Source organism: Gluconobacter sp. GP1 (genome assembly GCF_032913585.1).
Classification (GTDB): Bacteria; Pseudomonadota; Alphaproteobacteria; order Acetobacterales; family Acetobacteraceae; genus Gluconobacter; species Gluconobacter cerinus.
The window spans coordinates 928,277-953,971 of record NZ_JASGXC010000001.1 but is presented as its reverse complement, the minus strand read 5'-3'; the positions used below and the strand labels follow the sequence as shown (position 1 = coordinate 953,971).

The 25,695-nt window shown below is 52.8% G+C and carries 15 protein-coding genes; 4 read left to right on the top strand and 11 right to left on the bottom strand.

The features are described from left to right. The first annotated feature begins 27 nt into the window (after positions 1–27). Positions 28–1,167 carry a cytochrome d ubiquinol oxidase subunit II gene (gene cydB / locus R5H23_RS04210; protein ID WP_317214494.1) on the top strand — a complete coding sequence of 380 codons (1,140 nt, stop codon included), beginning with the start codon at positions 28–30 and terminating at the stop codon, positions 1,165–1,167. A gap of 13 nt (positions 1,168–1,180) precedes the next feature. Next, positions 1,181–1,378 carry a hypothetical protein gene (locus tag R5H23_RS04205; RefSeq protein ID WP_317214493.1) on the top strand — a complete coding sequence of 66 codons (198 nt, stop codon included), beginning with the start codon at positions 1,181–1,183 and terminating at the stop codon, positions 1,376–1,378. A 407-nt stretch (positions 1,379–1,785) separates the two neighbouring features. Here the strand turns inward: R5H23_RS04205 and R5H23_RS04200 are convergent, their stop codons facing one another. The 8 genes from R5H23_RS04200 to R5H23_RS04165 all read right to left on the bottom strand — a co-directional run bounded on the left by R5H23_RS04200 (position 1,786) and on the right by R5H23_RS04165 (position 15,144). Next, complete coding sequence (locus R5H23_RS04200; protein WP_099212762.1) at positions 1,786–4,917, bottom strand: TonB-dependent siderophore receptor; 3,132 nt, start codon at positions 4,915–4,917, stop codon at positions 1,786–1,788. Between the two features lie 493 nt (positions 4,918–5,410). After that, positions 5,411–7,027 carry a dihydroxyacetone kinase subunit DhaK gene (locus R5H23_RS04195; RefSeq protein WP_317214492.1) on the bottom strand — a complete coding sequence of 539 codons (1,617 nt, stop codon included), beginning with the start codon at positions 7,025–7,027 and terminating at the stop codon, positions 5,411–5,413. Positions 7,028–7,384: 357 nt separating this feature from the next. Beyond that, positions 7,385–7,768 (bottom strand): hypothetical protein, encoded by a 384-nt coding sequence (locus R5H23_RS04190; protein ID WP_264648249.1) that lies wholly within the window; start codon positions 7,766–7,768, stop codon positions 7,385–7,387. A gap of 176 nt (positions 7,769–7,944) precedes the next feature. Then, positions 7,945–10,020 carry a prolyl oligopeptidase family serine peptidase gene (locus R5H23_RS04185; RefSeq protein WP_317214490.1) on the bottom strand — a complete coding sequence of 692 codons (2,076 nt, stop codon included), beginning with the start codon at positions 10,018–10,020 and terminating at the stop codon, positions 7,945–7,947. Continuing rightward, positions 10,017–11,303, bottom strand: coding sequence for a serine hydrolase domain-containing protein (locus tag R5H23_RS04180; protein WP_317214489.1), 1,287 nt, complete (start codon positions 11,301–11,303; stop codon positions 10,017–10,019). The genes R5H23_RS04185 and R5H23_RS04180 overlap by 4 nt, the downstream gene beginning before the upstream one ends. Further along, the gene (locus R5H23_RS04175; RefSeq protein WP_317214487.1) at positions 11,300–12,520 is read right to left on the bottom strand and encodes an FAD-dependent oxidoreductase; all 1,221 of its coding nucleotides are present in this window, start codon (positions 12,518–12,520) and stop codon (positions 11,300–11,302) included. Before R5H23_RS04175 ends, R5H23_RS04180 begins: the two co-directional genes overlap by 4 nt. Further along, entirely contained in the window at positions 12,517–14,124 is a 1,608-nt protein-coding gene (locus R5H23_RS04170; protein ID WP_317214486.1) for a serine hydrolase, read from the bottom strand. The genes R5H23_RS04175 and R5H23_RS04170 overlap by 4 nt, the downstream gene beginning before the upstream one ends. Before the next feature lie 123 nt (positions 14,125–14,247). Further along, a complete protein-coding gene (locus tag R5H23_RS04165; RefSeq protein WP_099212769.1) occupies positions 14,248–15,144 on the bottom strand; it encodes a LysR family transcriptional regulator in 897 nt (298 codons plus the stop codon). Positions 15,145–15,432: 288 nt separating this feature from the next. Here R5H23_RS04165 and R5H23_RS04160 point away from each other — a divergent pair, with 288 nt between their 5' ends. Beyond that, on the top strand, positions 15,433–17,928 hold the full coding sequence (locus R5H23_RS04160) for a TonB-dependent receptor domain-containing protein (protein ID WP_317214484.1): 2,496 nt from the start codon (positions 15,433–15,435) through the stop codon (positions 17,926–17,928). Positions 17,929–18,008: 80 nt separating this feature from the next. Continuing rightward, positions 18,009–19,925, top strand: coding sequence for a CocE/NonD family hydrolase (locus R5H23_RS04155; protein WP_317214483.1), 1,917 nt, complete (start codon positions 18,009–18,011; stop codon positions 19,923–19,925). Between the two features lie 169 nt (positions 19,926–20,094). Here the strand turns inward: R5H23_RS04155 and R5H23_RS04150 are convergent, their stop codons facing one another. From R5H23_RS04150 to R5H23_RS04140, 3 genes are read right to left on the bottom strand one after another with little or no spacing between them, the layout of a single operon-like run. Beyond that, on the bottom strand, positions 20,095–21,546 hold the full coding sequence (locus tag R5H23_RS04150; RefSeq protein ID WP_317214482.1) for an efflux transporter outer membrane subunit: 1,452 nt from the start codon (positions 21,544–21,546) through the stop codon (positions 20,095–20,097). Beyond that, the gene (locus R5H23_RS04145; RefSeq protein ID WP_317214481.1) at positions 21,539–24,580 is read right to left on the bottom strand and encodes an efflux RND transporter permease subunit; all 3,042 of its coding nucleotides are present in this window, start codon (positions 24,578–24,580) and stop codon (positions 21,539–21,541) included. The genes R5H23_RS04150 and R5H23_RS04145 overlap by 8 nt, the downstream gene beginning before the upstream one ends. After that, entirely contained in the window at positions 24,580–25,548 is a 969-nt protein-coding gene (locus R5H23_RS04140) for an efflux RND transporter periplasmic adaptor subunit (RefSeq protein WP_317214613.1), read from the bottom strand. Before R5H23_RS04140 ends, R5H23_RS04145 begins: the two co-directional genes overlap by 1 nt. Positions 25,549–25,695 lie beyond the last annotated feature (147 nt).

The following is a 25,695-nucleotide window of genomic DNA, read 5'->3' as shown; positions in this document are numbered from 1 at the left end:
TTCCTTTTAAAAACCGGAGGGTCTGACATGGAGACCTATGCACTTCTTAAACTGATCTGGACGGGAATTCTCGGTGTCCTGTTCATCGGGCTTGGCACCATGGTCGGGATGGATATGGGCGTTGGTACGCTGCTGCGGTTCGTGGGGCGTAATGACGGGGAGCGCCGGACGGCGCTCAACATCATTGGCCCGCACTGGGACGGCAATCAGGTGTGGTTCATTCTGGGTGGTGGGGCGATTTTTGCGGCATTTCCCACACTGTATGGCACGTCGTTTTCTGTCTTCTATGTTGTCATGATCCTGTTGCTGTTCAGCATGATTCTGCGCCCTGTGGCATTTGAATATCGTTCAAAAGCCGATAGCAGACACTGGCGTGCAAGCTGGGATGTGACCTTCCTGATTTCCGGCTTTGTGCCCATGTTCGTTTACGGCGCGGCATTCGGAAATATTCTGGAAGGGGTGGGCTATCACTTCACCTGGACGGGCCAATATGTTCAGGATGAGTCTTTCCTGAGCTATCTGATCAATCCGTTTGCCATCCTGTGCGGCTTGATGTCCGTTGCCCTAAGTGTGCAGCAGGGCGGTGCGATGCTGATGCTGCGCTCGGAAGATCCCATTTATGGCCGGGCACGGGCTTATGGTTCGGTGGGTGGATTTGTTGCGGCCGCATTGTTTGTCATTGGCGGTTTCTGGATCGCGCACATGCCCGGTTTTGTTCTGACATCCCTGTCTGATCCGGCAATGCCTGCCAACCCGCTCCATGGTCAAACCGCGGCAATTCGCCCCGGTGCGTGGCTTGGTAATTACCATGCTCATCCGGTTCTATGGCTGCTGCCGGTTTTTGGTACGGTCTGTATGGTCGGTGAAGCGCTTCTTTTACGCGCCAATCGTCCCGCCTTGGGCTGGTGGCTGGGGGTAGGGGCCTGGGCTGGAACTATCATAACGGTTGGGGCCGCGATGTTTCCCTTCCTGATGCCATCCACGACCGCACCCGATCAAAGCATCACTGTCTGGAACGGTACCGGAAGCCTTTATGGCCTGAGTTGCATGCTTGTTGTGGCGGTTATCTTTGTACCGATCATCCTGAGCTACACGTCGTGGTGCTACCATGTGATGCGTGGCCGTGTGCGGGTTCAGGACGTCATGAATGACTCTCATAGCTACTGAGGAATTACGCTTCATGAAAATCTTCAGATTGGCCGGCCTTGCTCTGGCCCTAGTCGTCGCGCTGCTGTTCGCTGTTTTCGTTGGCGATCAGGGGCCTTGGTATTTCGCATGGGTCATTGGAACGATCATGATCGTTCTGATTTCCGGGGCGGGCGCCGTGCTTCTTGATGCTCAGGAAGACGGCGTTGCAAACACGGAGAAACTGTCATGATGGGTGATCTGGAAGGCGCTATCTTCTTCATCCCGTTCTTTTATATGGCTATTTATCTAGCGGCTTACGTCTGTATGAAAAGGCGTTTGCCATAGGCTGACGGTTCATAACCGGACCATGATCGTTGCTACGCAGCAGATGGCTGAGAAATAGAGTGTCGGGCGTCTGTGGTGACGGAGTATGGTATGCAGCCAGCTGCTGATCTGAGAGAGAGTTTCCAGGCAGAGAGGGGCTAAGGCCGTGAAAAACAGGCGATAAGCTTTTTCAATCTGGTAGCCGTTCATCTCGCGATCTGCGACGCCATATCGAAGAAAGCTGCGGACGAGTTATTTACTCGTCCGCAGGCAGTCTATTAAATTTTCCTAAATCAGCGAAAATTCAAAATCACAATAAATGAGCATCAAGGACTACAGCGTAACGTTTACACCGAACTGGAATGAACGCATGACAACGCCATTTTGAGCCCAGGAAGAGTTGTAAAGATAGCCGCCATATGTACCAAAGTCATACGGTGCTCGAAAGCCAAGAAGATTGTAGACGTTCGCGTAAATATTCCAGCGACGGTTCACCTGATAGTTGACCGTCAGATCAACATCCCAGAAACCTTTTACATGACACTGGGAGGGATAATACGCACTGTTGGAGATTACGTTAGCGCAACCGCCGCTTGTGCCAGCTCCGGAATAGTCGTCCGCAGTCAGGCGATAACCACTTGTGTAATATACGGTCGGTGTGACGGAGAGCCCTTTCCACATGAAAGTGTTGGCCCAGTTCGCGCGCCAGCGTGGTGTTCCTGAAGAAGAAACTGCACTGTAAGGGCCAAGTGTTCCTGCAAAGCGCTCTACACCGCCGCCGGATGAGGCAGGTAGATAGATATTGTAACGATGGACAAAAGTCGCTTCGCCCTTACTCACCCAGAGAACATCATGTAGCGGACCGGGCAGGTGCTTCTGTGCCTGAATTTTCAGATCAAAACCATCCGTGATCAGCTTCTTCGTGTTAACGTAGCCAAGGTTGATCAAGCCAGGGCGTAGCTGTCCACTCGGGTTCTGCGTGTCAGCAACGTCAGGGGTAACGGTTACGCCGCTTGGGAGAGCATTCCCCTCTAGATAGTCGGTCGCCATAGCAGCGACACCATAGGGATTAGGCGCAATATAGTGGTTTTTGCGAATATAGTAGTAATCTGCGCTGATTGTCAGCCAGTCGGTCGGTTTGAATACTGGCCCTCCGGAAAACCCAGTCGATGTTTCTGGTCGAAGGTTTGGATTGCCAGACGTATTTTCACCGATTGAATAAGGCTGGGCGTAGGTATTGGCTGAGCCGTCAGCACTCCGATGCTGATTGACGAAAGATGTGACAGCAGACGGATCATAGGTCACGTAACCGACATTCGAGCCACCGGTTTCAGAGAAACTTGGAACTCGGAAACCTTGGTTGAATGTTCCCTTAAGGGTCAGCATTTTCGTCGGTTTGAACTGTAGGCCCACTTTAGGTGAAAAGTGGTGGAAGCTGTTGCCCGTGCTTTCGTTGTAATTGTCGTAACGGCCCGAGACGTCCACATTGACCATTTTATGGAATGGTAAGCCGACTTCAAAGAAGCCAGATTCAACCCAACGGCTTCCTTTTGCATTCACGGGATTGATCGTGCCAACGTACTGTGCTCCAGGATCCGCAATATTTAGCGGATTGGCCGACGGATCATTCAATGCTTCATGGCGGAAATTGGCGCCAATTGCGAGGTTGGCTGTGCCACCCGGAAGCTTGAAAAGACCTTTGTTGGCGGTGAGATTCCCAGAATATTCAGATGTTGTGGCTGTAATAACACTCCGAGGAGCCAGCGCGTTTAGAACGGCCTGTGAATTTTGCGAAGGATCGACGAAATTGTAGTCGCCGCTTGTAATCGCGTTCTCAAGACTGTTGATTGTGGGGACGCCCGTAATAGTCTGGGTCAGGCGTGTCGCCATGCCTACGAAATCGGCATTATAATGCCAGTCTGAACCCCAGTCAGAGGGCTCCCATCCTGCGTAGCGAACGGACCCGCGGAAGTTCTGATTAAACTCTGTTGTGGTCGGTAGAAGGTCCGCAAAACGGTAATCGACCTCTGCCGCTTTGCCTTCGGCAGCAAACGGATCGTTAGGGTTGAGCTGTCCGTTCGGAAGATAAGCAGGAATTGGCGTGCTTAGCGTGTTTGCCAGTTCAGCCTGACTGTAAGTTCTTGTGGTTGTTGGTGTGCCTGTAACAGTCGTCATGGCCTGTGAGTAATTGAACATGGCCACGAGCTGGGAACGCGGTGTCACGTTCACCGTAAGATGCGCGGTGGCATTGATACGGCGAATGTCTGGCGCGACCTGAGCATAACGCTGCGAATTCATGGTGCAGGTCTGGCTTTTACCGTTGTCGCCACTCACGACACTGCCGGTAACAACCGATCCAAAAGAGCCGCATCCAGCAGAAGGATTCAGAAGCTGCCACGCCCCTGTTCCGCTGTTTGCTCCATCGCTACGTCGGACGATAGCCGCAGGCGTTACACCGAAAGGACTGATCGTTCCATCCGGGAGCAGGGTGTTATAGTTGGCGTTTCCACCTCCAATACCTGTCAGGTCGCCACTATTGTAAGGGGACTGAAGCTGGCGGTAGTAAAGAGGGTCATCCTGCTGATATTCTGAGTTGATATAGAAATTGTATCCATCACGGTGCAGATCGCCGTGGCCATATGTTGCCCACAGACGCTGATGACCGGCATCGCCACGCTGGGACAAGCCGCCCTCAGCATTTCCCTCAACGCCTTGAATTTCCTTGCGTGTCACCATGTTGACGACGCCTGCGACAGCGTCTGCACCGTAGGTGGCGGAGCCACCATCTTCAAGAACATCGACCGTTTGCATGATCGACATCGGGATCCAGTTGGTATCCACGAAATTGCGCTCGCCATCGTCGGCAAGGCCATAATAGGCGAGGCGCTGACCGTCTATGAGCGTCAAAGTTGAGTCGGTAGAGAGGCCACGAAGCGACGGAGCAGACCCACCAGTTGCGAAACCACCACCAGCAGACCAGCCGTTTGTCAGATTGCCTGCGCCATTCGTTGACAGGGACTGGAGCACGTCGGTCACTGTCTTGAGACCGCGCCGCTGCATGTCCATGCGGGTGATGTGTTCAATCGGCGACGCATTGGTCGCGTTTGGATCACTGAAGAGCGTTCCTGTTACAACAACGTTCTCTTCTCTGGACCGAGGGGCGGCTCCTTGCGCCTTCGCATCAGCAATTACGCGCCTGTTGGCAGCGTTGTCAGTCGTTATTGCGGAGCCTGCCGGGGCTTCGGCACCAGAGGGTTTGATTGTTTGTGTGGGTGTTTTTTTCTTGCTGGCACTCTTGCCGCGATGATGAGGGGCAACCACGGCTGGATTTTGGTTTCCAGCAGTGCCTGCGCCCTGGCTGACAGTTTGTGCTTTTGACGCACCCGCGTACATAGAGGTTGATGCCAGCGCAGTAGCACCAAAAAGCATGATTGTACGACGTCGCTTTCTGCTTCGATACACCATGGGTTTCTTTCGATGACGGTTGGGATCACGGATCAGCCGTCCGGAACGCTACATTTTGTTGCTGTTTCAATATTAATTGCAACCAAGCAAGCGGTTCTGATGCAGAAACGAATGATTTATGAAATCGTGTGTATTTTTTTGGCAACAGTTTGATGTGGTAACGATTTTTTGAGCATGACGAAATAAGGAGGGAAAAATATATGAGAGTGATAAACAAATAGAATAAAAATATTTTTATAGTTCTATATCTTATGGTTATTTATGGCGGCTATGATTATCTTAGTTCGAAAATGATATACGTTTTTTTGTATGGTAATGATATTTAGAATAATTTTTCTCCATTCAAAGAGGGCGAGATGTAGTTTAATTTTGTAAAAACTAGATATGTATTGTGGAAGTGTTGGAATTTCGCAGGAAAAAATGTGCGCACGTTGTTGGCGATTGGTAAAAATCGTAACAACGCGCAATGAGAATTTTAAAGCGCCACTACTTTTTAGGTTAAACTCGACAGTCCTTCCAACAGGCGAGCAATGGCTTCTGCCCCTGGGTCAGGGATATTCTTGAGTTGTTCTTTCGGAACGTAAGCTGCGCGGCCAGCTCGTGCTGGCATCTTCCGGGTGGCATCCGCACCTTCACGAGCAGCCTTGGCAGCCTGTTGGAGATTTCCAGTTTGAAGTGTCGTTATTGCTGGAAACAACGCATCAAGCATTGTTCTATCTCCTTGAGACGCTCCACCGTATCTGTGCATACGGTCCAGACCTGCCTCAAGCCCGGTGCGCCAATCCTGCTGTTGTCCTGCTGTGGCAAACATGATGGACAACAAAACGCCGCTGGAGCCACCAGCATTGCGCGCGAGAAGCCTGCCTATCGTTTCACAGAGATGTTGGGGAGAAGCGAGGGGAAGGCGGCCGATTTCTTTGAGAATAACGCGGCTCGCCTCAGCGAAAGTTGAGCCTGCATCGCCATCGCCGATCAGAGCATCAAGCGCATTGAGATCTTTTTCATTGTCTATGAGAACCTTTGCGCCATGAGTGATAAGGCTCTCCACATAAGCGTCGGATGAGGGCTCGTAGGAGAATGTTTCAGGCAAGGTCGGAGTTTGCCTTGTCTGTACTTCCTTAAAAGGGGCTAAACCCGGCCAAGCCCAAGGCTCAACAGCAGATTTCAAGGCCTCGACGAAGTCTTCTCTTGCAGGTATGGCGGATAAAGAAAATCCATACATATCCAAGGAAGTCATCATCGGGGCAGGCCCGATAATAAATTCTATGCGGTCTGCAAATGCGGTTCTGGAGAGAGCATCAACTATGGCCTGAGCCTCCAGAACTGGAACTGCGCCCAGCATGTTGACCATAATGACTTGCTTATCATCTGTTAGAGTTTTTTCGAGTGTATCTACGGCTTTATTAACTAAAACATCGAGTTTATCTACAGAGATCCGCTCAGCGCCAGGTTCGCCGTGAATGCCAAGGCCTAGTTCCGCCTCTGAGTCATTTAGCCGCGTTTTATGCTCCACATCGTAAACATTGACGTCTGATAGAGCGAGGCCGATCGACGCTGTTGATTGGATCGCATCAGTGGCAGCCTGTTTTACATCTGCCAGGCTAGATCCCGTTTCTGCCAGATGGCCCGCGATTTTCTGAACAAGGACTGTCCCAGCGATACCTCGGGCATGAGATCCGCGGCCAAGTGCGATATCGTCCGCCACAATGACGAGTTCAACATTCTTTCCAAGAGTGCGGGCCTGTTCTGCGGCAAGGCCGAAATTTAACCTGTCTCCAGTATAATTCTTAACAATCAGGAGGCATCCTGCCTCGCCAGTCACTTCAAGGATGGCGGCGAGAATGGCATCCACATTGGGGGAGGCGAAGAGTGCACCGCAGACTGCTGCCGTCAGCATGCCTTTGCCGACAAAACCAGCGTGAGCTGGCTCATGGCCTGAGCCTCCGCCGGAAATGATGGCTACTTTCGACTTATCCCAGTCCCTTCTGAGAACGACATGGATATTCTCGTGCCCTTCAAGTCGGCAGAGATGGTGCCCGACGGATGACCTCAGAAGACCGTCAAGACCTTCTGCAACAAGAGTATCGCGGTGATTGTAGAAGCGCTTCATCGTATCTTTCGTCCTCAGAGGATCACTGAGGAAAAGAACGCATCAGCACGCTTTTTAGGTCGATCACCTTCGAGCGAGCCCGCTTGAAGCGTTCTGCTATCAATGTTGAATCTGCGGTGTTTGATGACGGATGAGGTTAGAAAAACCTCTATTTTTCTATGAAAACTTGCTGTCTCTGGAATTATAGAGACACCGAAGAAGTGGAATAGAAGATCGAAAGTATTTTTATGTGTACTTGTGGAGAATAAACGCAATTGGTTTTGAGTGCGAGTTAATGAATTCGCACCCTCTGAAAATTGAAATTTCAAAAATATTGAGAATCTGTGTAGAATTAGGAACTAAGACGATATCGAAATTTTACTCTTCGGGAATTCCGAACTGATCAGGATAGGGCATAGCATTTCGGCTAAGCTTCTTCTTTTTCCATTCCGCTAGTGCTCTGTTGTACTCGACATGACGAAGCACGAATTGGAGCGCCTCTACGTGTTGTTCATTGCCTGCGTCCATCATATTACGACGCCATCCGGCCGCAATTAGCCAATATTCACCGGCAAGTCGCCAAGATCCGGCCTGATGAAGCGCTACGGCCTGTCGTTCAAGCTCATGATACTTGCTATTCGGGTTGGAAAGGGCTTTTGCCGTGATGATAAAGTCGTCGTTTTTCCATAGATACGTCGACTTCATGTAGGGGAACTGCCGCGTAAGGACACCCGGGTCTCCGAAATGTTCTTTGATCAGCATTGGAACCAGCCTGTCATAAGATCTACGCCACTCGCACTGCACAAACTAACCCTTGAAGACCCGGTTGAAGAATGTTGCCTCTATAGCGAACAGGTATATCAAAGTCGATTTTTTCTAGGCGTGCTCACAGTTTGCGTGAAAATATCCAGATAATATCTGTTGTGGGGTAAGCCGCTCTACGGCACCTCAGCGTTTTCGAGATAGTGATCAAAAAATCGAATGGTCCAGCCGTATGCTTTCAGCCAGTCTTGCTGCCGAAGAAATTCGTGTCGTTCACCTGGGAATATATGATCCTCGTGCGTCACACTTGACGCAGTTAATGCCTTGGACAGCAACACCGATTGCTCAAATTCCACGTCATGATCGTCATCCCCGTGGACAAGCAGGACCGGCGCGCGCCAGTGCGCGATGTCTGCCAGAGGGGACGAGCGCCATTCCGTTTCGTGTTGCTTGCGGTTTTCTTCAGGGGACAGACCGGGATGATCTGGCTCTGTCATGTCATGGACGCCATGGAAGTCTGCACCGGCAGCGAACAACCCACTATCGCGGGCCAGTGCTAATCCGACAAGGTAGCCACCCCAGCTTCCGCCCCAGATCCCGATATGCTTCGATGCTACGTCTGGTCTTGCTCGCAGATACTGCGCGGCGGCACGGACATCCTGGTATTCGCTGGCTCCCGCGCTTCCTATTTTGTCGGCCTCACGAAACGCCTGTCCATAGCCCGTACCGCTGCGATAGTTCACGGACAACACGACGTAACCGTGTGATGCGAGTGTCTGGTTCATCATGTAAGCGTTGGAATAGTATCCCATGGCATTGAAGGCCGGAATCATCTGCCGATTAGGCCCGCCGTGGACGAACACCAGCGCTGAATGAGGTCCATGCATTTCAGTCGGTGGAAGGAAAAGCTGACCGTGGATGTTAGTTCCGTCTTCGCTGCGAAACTGCACACTCTGCGGTGCAACGAAGTTGGTATCTTTAGGAAGTGTCGGCGTTACCGGCGCTCTCCATTGTCCCTCGTGGCGAAGGATAGGGTGAGCCGTCTGGGTGGCGCTTGTGACCATCACTGCCAGGTCCTCGCCAGCCATAGCAAGCGAGCCTGCTTCTTCTGTTGCATCCGTCAGAGCGGCTGCATTCCCGTCCAACGGCTTGGACCATACGCGCCAGTGATCGAGCTCCCCGACATTGGAGGTATAGAAAAGCGACTTACCGTCGGATGACAGGAGATAGGATGAAACCTCGGCTTGTTCGGGGGTTAAACATTGCGGCGTGACAGCGCCAGCAGCAGAAATGGCGCAGATCCGAAGCCAGCCGCTTCCCTCCCAAGGAAACAGGATGCGCCCGTCTGGCGTCCATGTAAGATCAAGGTCGTCTGCTGCCCAAAACCTGCTTCCAGGCCCTTTTGGTGGTGTCCAGAGCAGTTGTTCTGCACCGCTTGTCAGGTCGTAGCTATGGAGGGACCAGAACCGGCCGTTTTCTGTACGCGTCAGTAATGGAGGTTGCTGTACACGGACGAAAGCAAGATGCTTGCTGTCAGGTGAGAATGTCGGTAGCCGGTCGAACCCTAAACCTGGCGGAATAAAGCTGAGAACGCTGTGCTTCGTGTCCCATAACGCGATCAGGCCGTGTGAACCACGATTGATCTCCAATGCGACAAACGTGCCATCCGGGGACCAATGGAGGGCCGTGATCGTTCCGTCCGTAGTCATGACCGCCCGGGCAGAAGAGCCGGTTGCCCCGAGCAGCAGAGTGCCTCCTTGTGCAAAAGCGAGTTGCCGCCCGTCGGGAGAGAACTTCGGAAGATAGCCCTGTCCTGCAATGGTGTTTTGTTTGCCATCGCGAACGACATGGACTGTGGCCGTAGGGCGATAGGCGGCATTTTCCGGGTTGGGAGCAGGGGCTGTGAGGGCTTCTGGATCGCCGCCCTCTACATAAGCCAGGGCCTTGCCCTCCGGTGTGAGCGCCAGGCCCCAAAGGGAGGTTCCGTCATCCTTTAAGTAGGTTGTGGCCTGATGGGGAGCGTTCCCGGCATCCGAGATCATGACGTTACGCACGCCTTTGCGTTGTTCTACCCATGCCAGACGCTGCGCGTGCTTGGCTCCTACCATATCCGTCGCAAATGGCATTGCCATTAAGTTGGAAAGGCGTGACTGCGTCGATGCGTCGTCCTGAGCGTGTGCTGTCCAGGATGTGCATGAGAGAAGTGACAAGACCAACGCGCATGTGCGGCTATGGGGCATGGTAATCTTCATTGAACCGTTCCTGAAACAGACCCTGTGTTTGAAAGCGCGCTAAAAATCTCTTCTTCGACATTGGTAAAAGACGATATTTTTCCTGGCTTTTCCTTGCCGTCCTCAGGAAAACCATCGGCAATGAACAGATAGCCATCGCGCGTTGCCGGATTGAGCCAGAACCCGGACCTCAAACCGTAAGCATCCCCAAGGTGCCCAACCAGGCCGCCTTGATAGCCACGCCATGGGGTTGTCGGGTGCCCTGATGGGTCGCGCGCGCCGGTCAACTGAATGGTCGCCAGACCGTAGCTTGCGATGGGATAAGGTCCTTCGCCATTATGACCATCGTAATGCCAGCCCGAATGCAGCATCGCCTGAAGCGACTGGGAGGAAAGGACTTTCACCCCCTGAAGCGTCCCGTTTCCGAACACGAACTGCGACAGACGATAGAGACCATCAAGGGAAATACGGAGGCCACCTTGTGGTGAAAAAATCGTGGCGTTCGTCCCGATCCGATATTGGGCGGAGGCTTCTGGAGCGAAATGCGTGTCACTGTCTTTGGCGGCTTCGTAGCCAGTGGCGGTATGATGATAGAGCGTTGCGAGACGTTCAGGATGGGAAAGAAGCGCCGGGTCATAGCTGCCATCAATACCAAGTGGCGTTAGCACGTGCTTTTGCTGGTAAAGATCGAAGCGCTCTCCGCTCACCCGCTCGATTATGGTGCCGACCAAGCCGTAACACAGATTACAATAGCTGAACCATGACCCCGGCTTCCGTCCGGGCAGGAAGTGGTAGTTTGCGGCTCCCGGGCGGCGGGACGCATCGAAAAATTCTGAAACGGTGTGATCTGCGGGTATTACATAGTCGTCTGCGTCTGCGATGCTTGACGTATGGCTGAGCAGCATGCGTGTTGTAATCGGTGTATCTGGAAAACCAGGGTTCCGAAGCTGGAAGCCAAGGTACTTGGAGGCATCGGCGTCCAAATCGATCCTCCCTTGATCCACCAGTTGCATCAGACCGATCGTCGTAACGAATTTCGAGACAGATGCGATGCGAAACAGGGTATCTGAATGGGCGGGGGTGACTTCAGCGCCATTTTTGCGCGCAAAACCGCCCACATATCGGTAGGACACGGCACCATTATGGATGCGCAGTGCGGCGAGTGCTGCCAGCGGGCGGGCCTCCCCATTTGTTAACGTGTGCGTCAGCAGTGCGTCTGTGGCAGCAGGGGGAACGGCATATGCTGTGCCAGCGCTTGCCATAAGCAGGAATGCAGAAAGTCGACGACGTAGGTGTGCATTCATTTCTGAACTCCATCGGTATGAACGGCGGCGACTAATTGGGCGATCCGCGCTGCTGAACCGGCAGCAAGTGTGAAGCCGAGCGCGCCATGACCTACATTGAGCAGAAGGTTGTCACATTTGCTCCGGCCGATAATGGGGACACCCGTGGGAGTGGCAGGCCGTAGACCGGCCCATGGAGAGTCAGGGCTATGATCTGTGCTTGCCTGCGGGAGCGTTTGCCGTACGAGGGCGCGCAGCGATGCGAGACGCTTTGGGTTAAGAGATGTATCTTCCGCCCCGATATCGACCATCGCGGCAACACGCAGTGCGTCGCCAAGGCGTGCATAGACTACTCGGTTGTCGTAGTCGGTAACGCTCACAGACGGTAGCGTCTTGGGTGAGGGGCGGAGTGTAAGGCTGTAACCCTTCAGGCCATAAAGAGGTAGATGGATGCCCAGCGGGGCAGCGAGCTTGCGTGAGTTCAGGCCCGCAGCCAGGACAATCTGATCTGCTTCAAGATGTCGGCCGCCGACAATCAGCATGCACGTGTTGTTCGTGTCAGGTGCGAGCGTGGCTTTTTCCTGAAGGTATTGAAATCCAGGTGCGTCCAGAAGAGCTGTCTTTAAGGCCTTGCAGAAGAGGTGGCTGTCCGCGACCTCATCTTCGGGGGAGAAAATGCCTCCTGCGAGATCTGGTGTCAGGTGAGCGAAAGCTGGCTCTATCTCAGCGCATTCGGCAGGAGAAAGGGCCCGTTCCAAGGTTGTGTTCTGTATTCCTGATACGGCTTTCCTGAAAACGGCTTCATTCCGATAGAGGACAAGCTTCCCTGGTTGTCGCCAAAGGAAACCTTTCAATCCCTCTTCGCGCCATATTTTCATCTCGGCCTGTCCTTCCAAGCCCAGTTGTAAAAGCACTTTTGCATTTCGACGGTTTGTTGTGCGAGTGCAGGCGGAGAGAAAGGACAGCATCCAGCGCCACTGTTTCGGATCGGCCCGAAGACGAAGGGAGACCGGAGACCCGGATTTCAGCATCCAGCGCAGCGCCTGACGCGGAATACCAGCATCAGCTAGAGGGGTGACGTAGCGGTAGCTGAGCTGACCGCCATTGGCATAGCTTGCTCCCAGGCCGACATCTGCGCTCTGTTCGATCAGAGTTACGCGATGGCCCGCTCGGATGAGGGCATAAGCCGTCGAAAGCCCGATGACGCCACCGCCGATAACCGCAATATGCTGTTTCACGGATGTGCCTCTCCGTGCGCTGTCTCTACTTTACGGGGGTGGAGGTCCTGTGCATCGAAACTGAAGTCAGACCCTAAAAGCTGCATCTTCATACTCGTCACTTTGCCCGTGACATCGCGTTCAAACTGGACATACGCGTCATCTTCGCTGTCTTCCTCGCGGTTATCCCAGCGTACGACGAACAGGTCATGCGGAAGAGCCTTTAAGGTCCCCGCCAGGCCATCGGCCTTGGAAAATGTTAGACGCAGGTCTTGACCGTGCTCAGTCACGGAGATTGGTCCGCGCCAGTTATCCAGATAGTCGCCGATATAGTCCTGTCGCTGTGACGTCTGGAGTGTCACGAAAGGACGAGCAGGCGATCCGGGACCAGTCGTAGTCGCAGCTACGCTATCGTGCGCTTTTGCTTCGTCTTCCTCGTGTTTCCAGTAACTGATCCAGTCAGCACTGTGACCGGTTGCGATGCGCGCGCTCAATGTGGTCGCCAGGGCGTAGGTTGCATTGTGGTCATCATGATTGGTCAGGATCACAACGGCACTTTTCAGTTCCGGCAGGAACGTGACGTAACTGACCATTCCTCCGATCGTGCCGGTATGCCAGACGCGCTTGTGCCCGAAGAAGTCCTCCATGAACCACCCGTAGCCATAGGCGCGAAAATGCGTTCCGGTTAAAGCCGCCATGTCTGGCAAGGGAAGAAGAGCATGGGGCGCCCAAAGCGTGTCGCGGCTCTCGCTGCTGAAAATGCGCTTTCCTTCTGGCGTTTGTCCTCCTCCAAGATAGATCTGAGCCCAACGCGCCATGCCTTCTGCGCTACACCATATGCTGCCCGCCGGACCAACTGCTGGAAAACGGCGAGCTGCCTTTTCGGGTAGGTGTGTGTGATCCCCTTGGCCGGTCGCAACGTCTGTCTCGCCCTTATATGGTGGTGTTGACTGGCATGCTGCCAGCCCAGATGCGTCGACGAGGCGGGTCTGGACGACATCTTCCCAGCTATGGCCTGTTACCCGTTCCACAAGCGCACCAGCCACGACATAAAGCAGATTGTTGTAGGCGTACTCCTTCCGGAAAGGAGCCGTAAAAGGCATATATGCAAGCCCAGCCAAAACGTCTTTGCGGGTGAATGTGCTGTGGGAGAAGAGCATCAGGTCTCCCGCGCCAAGACCCATGCCGCTGTGGTGAGTCAGCAGGTCTGAGACACGGAAATCGCGTGTGATCCATGGGTCCGAAACACGAAATTCCGGCAGGTGATCAATAACACGATCATCCCACTTCAGCTTCCCGGCATCTACAAGCTGGGCCAGAGCGGTGGCCGTGAATTCCTTTGTATTCGACCCAATGGCAAACAGGGTGCTGCTATCCACAGGCGCGCTATGGACATCCTCCGCGCGGCGTCCGTAACCGCGCTTGAAAACGATTTTTCCATCCTGCACGACAGCGACAGCAATACCAGGCACGTTAAAAGCCTTACGTGCCTGCTCTACAGATGCATCGATATATGGAGCCGTTAACCCAGACGGTAGCTCTGCGGCTTGAACTCTATATGCCGGATGGAGCATCAGCGCCCCTGCGAGAAGAGCAGTTCCATACAGGGCGCGACGCTTGTTCATAACGGCTCGAAAACTCTCATCTTATATTGGTCCAGAAACGAACCTCTGTGTCAGATAAGAGAAATAAAGCATGGAATCAGGGGAGTGTCCCGTGACGAGATATACGTAGGTGATAACCTAAGGCTAAACCATTGCTTCCAAATCCTGCAGATCTTTGTCGAGTTCGTGCCTTAAAAGGCCGAGAATATCGCGCGAAATATGTGAAAGAGCATAATCCGCGCGGTAAAGGACTGTACATTTGATGCTGAGAGGGGGAGAGAGTGTGCAAGGGCGGGGAAGCCCCGGATGATGCAGGACTGTCAGCGCATCTACGATCGCGCACCCAACACCTAACCGAACGAGTTCTGCCGCCATGAAATGCGTCCGCACTCGAATGGCTGGGGTGGCGGATATGCCTGCTTCGTCAAGCGCCATATCAAGCAGGTCAGCAGTCGGATCTTTCTCGGACAAGCCGAGATAACGGTTCTGATCAATATCTGTCAGTGCTACGGGGCCTTGATCCTTCTCTTTATCAATCAGGACCAAGGGGATGTCGCCAATGTGCTGGGCCGTCAGGCCTTCTCGTGAGTAGTTGCCAAATACAACGCCAAGATCGAGATCATGGTTGAAAATTCGTGAGACGATCTCTGAGCCATGCAGTGCATCAATCGTGACCTCTGTATCGGGATGATCAGCACAATAACTGCGGACCACACGGGGGATGAGGCTCAGGCCCAGGCTTGGCACGCACCCGATACTGATGGAATGCCCTGCCCGGGCATAGCGCAGGTTATGGGTAAGGCGCCGCAGGTCAGAAAGTTTGCCGAAAATGGCATTCACATGAGGAAGCATGATCTGCGCTTCCCGCGTGGGGACAAGTCGACCACCTTTGCGCTCGAATAATGCGAAGCCAAGAGAATGCTCAGCATAACGGAGAACCTTGCTGGCGGCCGGCTGCGAAACATTCAGGACTTCTGCGGCTTTTCGGAGCGATCCCGTCGTCATGATCGCATAGAAGACTTCGATCTGACGTAATCTCACGGTGTATACTCTCCTGGGAACAAACGAGTAACGGTATTAACCCACTGACTGGGAAGAGGGTCTTCATATCTCTCTTACAATCATTTGGGAAATATTGCGCAAGGAGGGCACTTTTTGATCAGAGAAGCTTAATGCTCGGATCTCGTCGGTATTTTTCGGTCTTGCGAGGCCTCAACGGTGACGACGAGTTAACCTCAGTCTATCAGCTGCGAAAATAAAGCAATATGGACGCGCAACATATCGGACACGTAACGTAACTTAATCAAAGTCTTTCCAGGAGTGCGGCGGATGTGTGTTGTGAAATCGTCAGGTAAGCTGAGAAGAAGATCTCGTTATCTGTTCACGACGAGCATCCTCAGCATGGTTGTTGCAAGTGTGGTGTCTACGGGAGCAGGTGCTGCAACGAAGTCGCACCATACTACGAAGGCCCGTCCTTCGTCGCCGCGAGCTGTATCCCAGGCGGCTTCAAAACCTCAGCGACATCATACGGTTGAAGGTGCTGATCCGGAATCGATTTCGGTTAGTGTGTCCCGTGTACGGAGTCACGGGCCTGAAGTGGCTGTCACGCGTAAAGTCATGGACAGGTTTGTTGAAGGCACAAACCCCATGCAGATCCTCGCGATGACTACGCCAGGTGCGAATTTCACGTCGACCGACGCCTTTGGTCTCGATACCTACGGCAACACGTTCTATGTGCGCGGATTTACCCAGATGCAGATCGGCGCAACGCTTGATGGCATACCATTGGGGACGCAAGGTTTCGCCAATAATAACGGTGTCTCAATCACTCAGGCGATGATCCAGGATGATGTTGGCGGCATGACAATGTCGCAGGGCGCCGGGGCGCTGGATTCATTTTCTGCTCAGAACCTTGGCGGCGCCATGACGTACACGTCTTCTGATCCGAAGGACAAGGCGGGCGGCAAAATCAGCCAGACGTTTGGTAGCTACAATGCTTACAGAACGTATGTTCGCGCAGACAGTGGTATCCTGAACTCTACGGGCACAAAATTCTATGCCTCTTTTGCGCGCACTGACACGGACATGTGGAAAGGGGCAGGGGGACAAAGCGAATTACAGGCTGATGCCAAGATTGTTCAGCCTGTGGGCGAGCATGGAAAGCTCACGGGGTTCTTCGGTTATGGCAATTTCCAGCAGATGAATTATCTGACGCTCACCAAAAACATGTGGCGGCAGATGGGACGCGATACGACCTATCTGAAGCCGGACTACGAGAAGGCCAAACAGTGGGCCTATTACGCTCAGTACACGTCGGATGTTCCTCCAGGTTATGAGGGGAAATTGTCCAATGATGAGATTGGTGATTATGCATGGGACGCCTCTCAGGTGCAGAGAACCTATCTTTCGGCCGTGACGGGTCATTTCGATCTCTCCGAAAAAATTCACTCGGACACGGTTGCTTATGGAAATGTCAGCAGTGGTCTGTATGGAGGAACCAATAACTTTGTGACATCGCCGAGCTATGGCACGCCCTCGTTGCAGGCGGACGGGTCGGTCACGGGGGTTCCCATGGCGCTGGGCATGTCACATGCCGATATGCGACGACTGGGGTTCACGCAGAAGTTCTCGTATGAAGCCCCGCATGACAACTATATTGAAAGTGGCGTCTGGTATGAAAATAGCCGCTGGATATATGATTCCATGCTCTATGAAGACGGTCTGACAACTGGTCATAATCCGCTGTCCGGGTTCAAAAAAGGGACCGGCAGCACATGGTATAATGACGCCTATAATACCAACACGTTTCAGTTCTTCCTCCAGGATCGCTGGAAGATCATGCCTGGCATGACGCTGCTTGCCGGTTTCAAGTCACTGACACAAACGACCCATGGCGGTACAAAAAACGATTATACAGATCAACTCGCTGCTGAAGGGTGGAACACGTATTATCGTCATGCAGCAAGTGGTACGCTGACAGCGTCAGGTGCATTCCTGCCTCATTTCAATTTTGATTATCATTTCCTCGATCATCATGAAATTTACTGGGATATCGCTGAAAACCTGCGTGCCTACGACTACTATTCACAGACGTCCAGCGCGACGCCATGGGGTGGTCTGGGCAATTCGTCTCAGTCTGCTCAATCCGTGTTCGATGCGAATAAAAAGGTCATCAAGCCAGAGAGAACCTGGAATTATATCGTGGGGTATCGATATGATTCCCGCTTTTTCTCGGGAAGTGCAGATTTTTACCATACCGATTACTATAATCGACTGGCGTCTATCACAGAGGGTAGCACTGCGACCGCACACAGCGCTTATCTGAACGTTGGGCGGGAGACCATGAATGGTGCTGATGCCGTTGCCACCATCCGCCCGTTTCGTGGGCTGGAAATTACGAACAGCTTTAGCTGGAACGACGCAGAGTATCAGACGTCTTCAATTAATTATAGCGGTCGTACATATAGCCTGAAGGGTAAGCATCAGGTCTATTATCCAAAATTCATGTATAAGGCGAATTTGAATTATACTTGGCGTCGGGCGATGTTTAATTTCAACGTCAATTACGTTGGTGCGCGTCCGATGACTTACCTCAACGACCAGTATGTTCCGTCTTATTGGCAGGCAAATCTTAATCTTGCCTATAATTTCGGCAAAGTTGGCTTTGCACAGAATTTAAAAGCCACCTTCGGTATCACCAACCTGTTTGACACTAACTACATCGGCGGAATTTACGGGGCGGCGTCAGTCTCAGGCGACAATAACGCCAATCTCTTCGTCGCAGCGCCGCGTCAATATTTCGGCACAGTCTCTGCTGAGTTCTGATGTGACATGATGGTGCGGTGCAATCGGGTGTAATATACATGCCGTCTGCACCGTGCGCGTCCTTTATTCCTGGAACGATTATGAAAAAAATTCTTATGGTGTCGGCCTGTGTGCTGGCTTTCTCGCAGTCTGCTCTGGCCCAGCAGGCTGACGGCTCGGTCTACACGGACATGCCGGCTGAATTTCATATTTCCGATGCCAGTTTCGATTATACGCGTCGAGACGTCATGATTCCGATGCGGGACGGCGTGAAACTACACACCGTTATCCTGGTTCCAAAAGGTGCGCAAAACGCTGGAATGCTGATGACGCGTACTCCTTACAATGCGGCGCATATGGCATCGCTCGGCTCAAGCAATCATCTAGCGTCGATCCTGCCCGGTTATGACAACATGCCGGATGTCATAACCGAGGGCGGATATATTCGGGTTCTTCAGGACATTCGTGGAAAATACGGTTCTGAAGGGGCTTTTGTCATGAACCGCCCGATGCGGGGCCCACTGAATGGCACGGACGTCGATGAGAGTACCGATACGTGGGATACTATCGAATGGCTGACTCATAACGTTCCGCAAAGTAACGGGAAGGTCGGCATTCTCGGTGTATCCTATGACGGATACACGGCTATCACAGCTCTGTTCCATCCTCATCCGGCATTGAAGGCGTCTGTGCCGATGAACCCGATGGTTGATGGTTGGATGGGGGACGACTGGTTCCATAACGGTGCGTTTCGTGAAGAAATGCTGCCCTATATTTACGACCAGGGAGCTACTCGGAAAAACACTGTCGAATGGTGGAATAGCGCTTATGATTCATACACGCTCTTCTTGAACGGTGTTTCCGCAGGGGCTGTTGGTAAGTCACGCGGTATGGATCAAATCGGCTTTTTCAAGCAGATTCTGGCTCATCCCGCGTATGATTCATGGTGGCAGTTGCAGGCCCTAGACCGACTTCTGCCTAAAGAAGGTCTGAAGGTTCCGACGATGCTGGTTCATAGCCTCTGGGATCAGGAAGACAACTATGGCGCCATCGCGATGTACGACGCGTTGCGTAAGAATTTCGATGCACGATCCAACCTTTGGCTGGCAATGGGGCCGTGGAATCACGGGGGTGAAATTCATGCCGCCAGTACGCTGGGGGCAGTGGATCTTCACTCCGATACCGGGCTGTACTTTCGGAAACATGTCCTGAGTCCGTTTCTTGCGCATTATCTCAAGGATGGAACAGTCCCGTTACCCGCGCGTGTGACGGCTTATCGGTCAGGCGAGAACGAGTGGGAGACTATGGATGCTCTTCCTTCGCCAGATTGTGACAGCCAATGCTCGATCCTGCGTTTCCAGCCTGATCATGGACTTGGCTTCGGCAAGCCTCCGGTTAATGCGGGGCAACTGAGTTATGTTTCTGATCCTGAACATCCGGTGTCCTATGTTTCCCGTCCTGTCATCTCAAAAGGGCAGGCAGGCTCCGAGTGGCGCTGGTGGCTGGCGACGGATCAGCGTAACGCTGCTTCGCGGTCCGATGTTCTGTCTCTGACGTCTGACGTTCTGACGAAGCCATTCACTGTAACGGGTGAGCCGTTGATGCATCTGACTGCAGCCACGACAGGAACAGACGGCGATTTTGTTGTGAAGCTGATTGACGTGTACCCAGATGAAGTGGCTCAACAGCCTTCCATGGGTGGTTACCAGCTCATGGTTTCTGGAAATATTCTTCGCGGGCGGTATCGGAAAAGTTTTGAGCACCCCGAAGCGATCCCTGCGAATGTGAAGCAGGTCTATCCAGTGCGCTTGCCGATGGTGAATCATACGTTCCTGCCGGGACACCGGATCATGATACAGGTCCAGTCGAGTTGGTTTCCGCTGTATGATCGAAACCCTCAGACTTACGTAGAAAATATCATGCTCGCGCCGAAAGAGGCTTATAAACCTGCGACGATTTCGGTGGATGTTGCGGGGAGCTGGTTGGAGCTCCATGGCGGCACAAAACCAGCCTTGTGAATGACAGAATGCTATTCCCCTGTCGCTAAAGCAGGGGAGTAGCGTCTATGCATCTACACAAGAGCAACGAGTACTTCTGAAGTGCGACATGTCTGACACCGCGATATTTCTTGATGTGATCATCACATGGTAACATTTTTAGTAATATTAAATTTCCCTGATTTCAATTCTATTGACCTAATGCTGTTGTGAGATCTACTGCATTGATGAGTCTTGCAGTTAGTGTTCCTGTACGGTCATTCTGAAATTCTATATTTGAAATCTTTGACGTGAATAGATCTTTCTGAGCAATCTCTCCGCGGTGATATAGTTTTTCAAGAATTTGACTCTTTTCTTCTTTTTCTTCGGAGAGTGAGTTCTGGCTTTTGTGCCGTTCTTGGAGAAGTGTACGGCTTGCCAGAAGATTTTCAACCTCGACCCATGCGTTTAAAACAGTACTCTGGTAATAAAGGCCTGCGCTGCACTGCTCGGAGTGACGAAGTTCCAGCTGTCGAGAGAGGCGCCCGCCATTGAAGATAGGAAGGGAGAGGGTTGGGCCAAAGGATGTATTCCGTGCATTCCATCCGAGTTCTGCAATTGTCAGGGCATCCAGGCTGAATTGGCCCGTGAGTGTGAGCTGCGGGTAGAAGTCGGCCTTTGCCATACCGATCACTGCTGTTGCTGCGTGAAGGCGTGCTTCTGCCGCACGGATATCAGGGCGCTTACGCACTATTTCCGAAGGAACACCGGCAGAAATTTCCGGAATTTTGATGTCATGCAATGAGGTCTTTGCGTTAAGCTCTGGCATTGCGGCATCAGGTCTGCCTGCAACAAGGGTGCTCAACGCTCGATAAAGCGAGGCTTTTTGCGCAGCCAGTTTGTCGCGTTCAGCCTGGGCGGTGCGGTAAAAGGTGTTTTGCTCATCAAGGTCGATAGTTGCGAGAAGCCCATGTGCACGCACTGTCTGAGCAATCGAGAGTAATTTTTGTGCGGTGTCGAGTGTTTCTTCTGATCGTTCGAGGCGCTCGTTCGTGTCGAGCCATTGGAAATAGGTTCGAGCAATTTCAGCCTGATTGGAAAGGCGCATTGCATCTGCGTCGGCTTCTACGGCTAAAAGCTCAGATGCAGCGGCTTCCTGCAAGCGCCGTTGGTGGCCCCACAGATCGAGCTCCCACGAAGCTACGGCACCAATGTTGTAGTTGTTGTAAGACACACCTTCAGGCTCATTGCCCGTAGTGCTGGAAGAGAGACCAAGAAGTGGTTGAAGAACCTGTCCTACCCCCGCTGTGGCAAGCCGTTCACGGCTATAAGCTGCCTGCCCATTCAGTGTAGGAAGACTTTCCGCCGATGCGGCGCCACGCTGTATTCGGGCGGCTCTGATCCGCTCACGCGACATGGCGAGGTCTGGATTGCCGCTTTCGGAACGACGTATCAGAGTATTTAAGCAGGGACTGTTAAAAACAGTCCACCATTGAGCTGCCGCGTGCTGATCGCTCGGGTTGGGAGCTGCGTTTTGCCAATGATCCGCCAGAACAGGCTTCGGGCTGACGAAATTGGGGCCCATGGTACATCCGTCCAAGCCAATAATAGTTGCACACAGGACGATAAACGCCGTTTTTGATCCAAAATATGGTTTAGGCATGACGTGAACCGTTAGATGCTGACGGTGAGCGATCAAACAGAAGCGCATAAAACGCAGGTAGGGCGACAAGCGTCAGCAGAGTGCCGCCGATAAGGCCGCTAATCATGACAATGGCCATAGGCCCCCAGAACACGTTGAAGCTTAACGGGATGAAGGCCAGAACAGCGGCTATGGCTGTTAGGCAGACCGGTCGTGCACGCAGTAGCGTCGCTTTGATGATTGCATCATGGAGCGAAGTCTCGTTGGTATGGTTGGCCTGGATCTGATCAACGAGAAGAATTGTGTTGCGCATGATCATGCCCGCGAGAGCAATCAGTCCAAGCAAAGCGACAAATCCGAAGGGCGCACCAGATATCAAGAGGCCAGCCACCATGCCGATGACGCCGAGCGGAGCTGAAAAGATGACCAGTAGAGAACGGCTGAAACTCTGTAACTGAAGCATCAGGAACAAGAGCATCAGGCCGCCTGTGACCGGTAACAGCGCGAAGATTGCGTCATTTGCCGTTGATGAGAGTTCTGCATCTCCACCGATTTCAATGCGATAACCTGCCGGAAGCCTTTGCTGGAGCGCATCTATTGCGGGAGCCGCAAGCTGCAGGACGCGAGAAGGCTGTACATCTCCAGTCACACCGGACTGAACGGTCATGCAGAGTTCACCATTTCTCTGCCATATGATCGGAAAGGCACTTGTCACCTGTATTGTTCCAAGCTGACCAAGGGGAAGAATTCCAGCGCCTGTCATGATTGGCATGGATTGCCACTGCCCTGGATCGGAGCGCATGCCTTGCGCTGCTCGTACGATCACGGGGATGGCATGGTGATCTTTAGAAATGTCTCCTGCGTTTTCACCAGAAATACTTGCTTGGAGTTGAGCAGCAAGATTGGCACGGTCTATTTGGAAGCGTGCCAGTTTGTCAGGATCTGCTTCCAGCATCAGGGTCGGAGCCTTGCTGCCCCAGTCGGATTGTACTGAGACTGCTGCGCCAGTCGCAGCGACGATTCCGTTTACTTCATGGGCGATTGTAAGCAGCTTGTCTGCGGCAGGGCCGATGATGCGGTACTGTACAGGGAAATCGGCTGTAGGGCCTAAGGACAGGCGCTGCACATGGAGGTGTACGGCGATGGGAACCGGAATTGTCGTAATCTGACGAGCAAGCTCTTCCCGGGCATTCAGATCTTTCGCAACCAAAAGCAGGGTCGCATGTGCTGCACTGGGGGTGGCGGGAGCGTAAGGAAGATAAAACCGGGGCGCGCCATCTCCGATATGCGCTTCCATGTGACGCAGCGAGGAGAGACCGGCGAGATGACGCTCCAGAAAGCCGACGGCCTGATCTGTTTCTTTGATGGATGTACCGGGGGGCATGGCGACGTCCACAATGAGTTCCGGACGATCAGACTGTGGGAAAAACTGCTGATCAACGAAGAAAAAACCACCACATGCCAGGGCAAGAAGACCAATCGTTCCTGCTGCTACCGCTTTTTTATAGTTCAGAACGAATAAGAGGACTTTCTGGAGCTTTGTCGTTCCCGCAGAAATCTGCGGAATATCGTTTGCTGTATGTTTTGGTTCTGGCAGAAGGTGAACACCTAGAAACGGAATAAAGACAACCGCGACGATCCAGCTGAACAGAAGCGCCGCACCGCTGACCCAGAAAATTTCACCGGCATATTCGCCTGTCGTGGATGTGGCCAGGCCGACAGGCAGAAAGCTGACAACAGTCAAAAGCGTACCTGTCAGCATGGGGAAGGCCGTGTGTGTCCAGGCAAAAGAGGCTGCTTCTTCCCGACTGCTCCCCTGTTCCAGTTGCACTACCATGGCCTCAATGCTGATGATGGCGTCATCGACCAGAAGACCCAGAGAAAGAATGAGGGCGCCCAGCGAGATGCGATCCAGCCCGATATGCTTCATTCCCATGTAAAGGCTGACGCCAGCGAGTGTCAGGGGAACGGAGCAGGCGACAATGATGCCGGATCTCCATCCCAGACTTACGAAAGCCACCAGAAGAACAACGATGAGCGCAACCGCAAATTTTATTAGAAACGTGTTTACAGCCTCTCCAATCACAAGGCTTTGGTCTTCAACCTGCGTCAATTTCATGCCAGCAGGGAGATCGAATGCGCTTGTGATTTTACGGAGTGAGGCACCCAGGGTAAGACCGTCTCCGCCTGAAGACATCGCGACAGCAATGATGACTGCTGGCTTTCCTCCGTACCGGATCACAGAGGGGACAGGGCTTGCATAATCGCGGCTAACCTGTGCGACGTCCTTGACTTGTAACGAGCCAGCCTGGCCAGCTATGGGCGTATTTTCGACAGATTTCAGGCTTTCCAGGTTCCCGGAAATGCTCAGTGGAACGGTCGTTGTAAAATCTATTGACCCGGCAGCCCCTAAAACTGATCGTTGCCGGAGCGACCGTGCGATATCCTCAAGAACCAGTCCTCGGGCAGCAATTTTTTGCAGATCAAGGTCAACATTGATCTGCTGGGGAACTTCGCCACTGATCTGAACTTTTCCAACGCCGTGGACGCGTTGAAATGCTTTCTTCAATGTTTCGGCTGTTTTAATAAGCGCCGCATTCTCTGCGCCGGTTAGGGCAAAAACATACCCGTAGACATCTGCGTAGTCATCATTAGCCGCTAGCGTAACATTCTCTGGAAGGTCGGGTGCGAGGTCCGTCAGTCTGTTGCGAATTTGTTGCCAAATTGCTGGAACCTTTTCTTTGTGCTCATCGTCTCTCAGGTAAACTTGTGTGACACAGGCTGATGATACGCAATAGGTGCTCAGAATATCGATGGCTTCAATGTTTCGTAGGCTCTGTTCCAGCGGCTCTGCAACGTGTCGCTGCATTTTTTCAGCACTGGCGCCTGGCCACTGTGCCGAAACAATCATGTTTTTAAGGGTAAACGCTGGGTCTTCCGCGCGCCCTAGGTTCAGAAAGCCGTAGCCACCAGCCAGGAAAAGGCCGACCATCATGAAAATGATTAAAGCTGGATGGCTAACAGCCCAGCGGGAGACGTTGAAACGGTCCATCATTAGCGTTCACTTGTAATGCTGGAGATATGAACATGTTCTTCTGCTTGGAGTGAGTCTACGCCGCTGGTGACAATCCGTGTTTGTGGCTTTAGGCCGTCAACAAGGGCATCTGCCCCTCTTAGTCCAACGATGATGACAGATGTCTGAACAAGCTGCGGGGCTTTGTCTTCTGTGAGGCTCCAAAGATGCGCATGGTCCTGATCATCCGAGATAAGTGCTGTGAGAGGAACGCGAACTGCGTGTGGCTGAACGGGAGGAGCCAACGCAACAGTGACGAGACTGCCTAAGGGCACGGGAAGAGAATGATCCGGCCGGATGTAGACGTCCTGCATTTGGGAGGTCTCATCGACAGGGCCAAGTTCTCTGACGCTTGCATGCACAAATTGAGCGTGTTGATCTGATTGATCGGTAACTTCAGCCGCATCACCAACCTTAAAGTGAGACCGGGCAGGCACCTTGACGTGAATATCGGGCTCTCCGGCTGCTAGGCGTAAGACTTCTGTTCCTGCATCTTCAAGACGTCCCGCTACGCCTGAAACGCTAATGACCCACCCATCTTCCGGTGCGCGTATATCTGCTTCGGCCAGCTGGATTTGAGCTTGATGCAACGCGGCTATGGAGGCTCTGTATTTTCCTTGAGCAGCCTCAGCTAAAGCGGCACGTTCTTCCAAAGTCCCGCTTGAAATCCCCCCCGCAACATCCAAGCCCTGGCTTCTTCTGAGAGTGGACACAGCTTGCTTTGCATCCGCACGCGACGCGTCAACTTCGCCTTGGGCCTGCGCTACCGCTTCCAGTAAGAGCCTATTTTCCAAACCAACCAGTACCTCTCCCTGGTGCACATATTGGCCGTTAACAACTTTTATCGTTGCTATCCGGCCCGCTTGGCTTGGGCCCAATGGGATCGTGCGCCTTGTTTGGTACGTGCCAATGAAGGACTGAGCTTCCAAATCGGCACTTTGTACTCGCATCGTTTGCACGGAAGGAGACGTTGATGGGGGCGCTGATGTATTTGCCGGTTTGCACCCTGCAAGCCAGAGAGCTGGTATTGTTGCTATGACCCGAACGATGCGAGGAAAATGACAACGAGCAAGCAGCATATTTTCCACGAGAGAAAG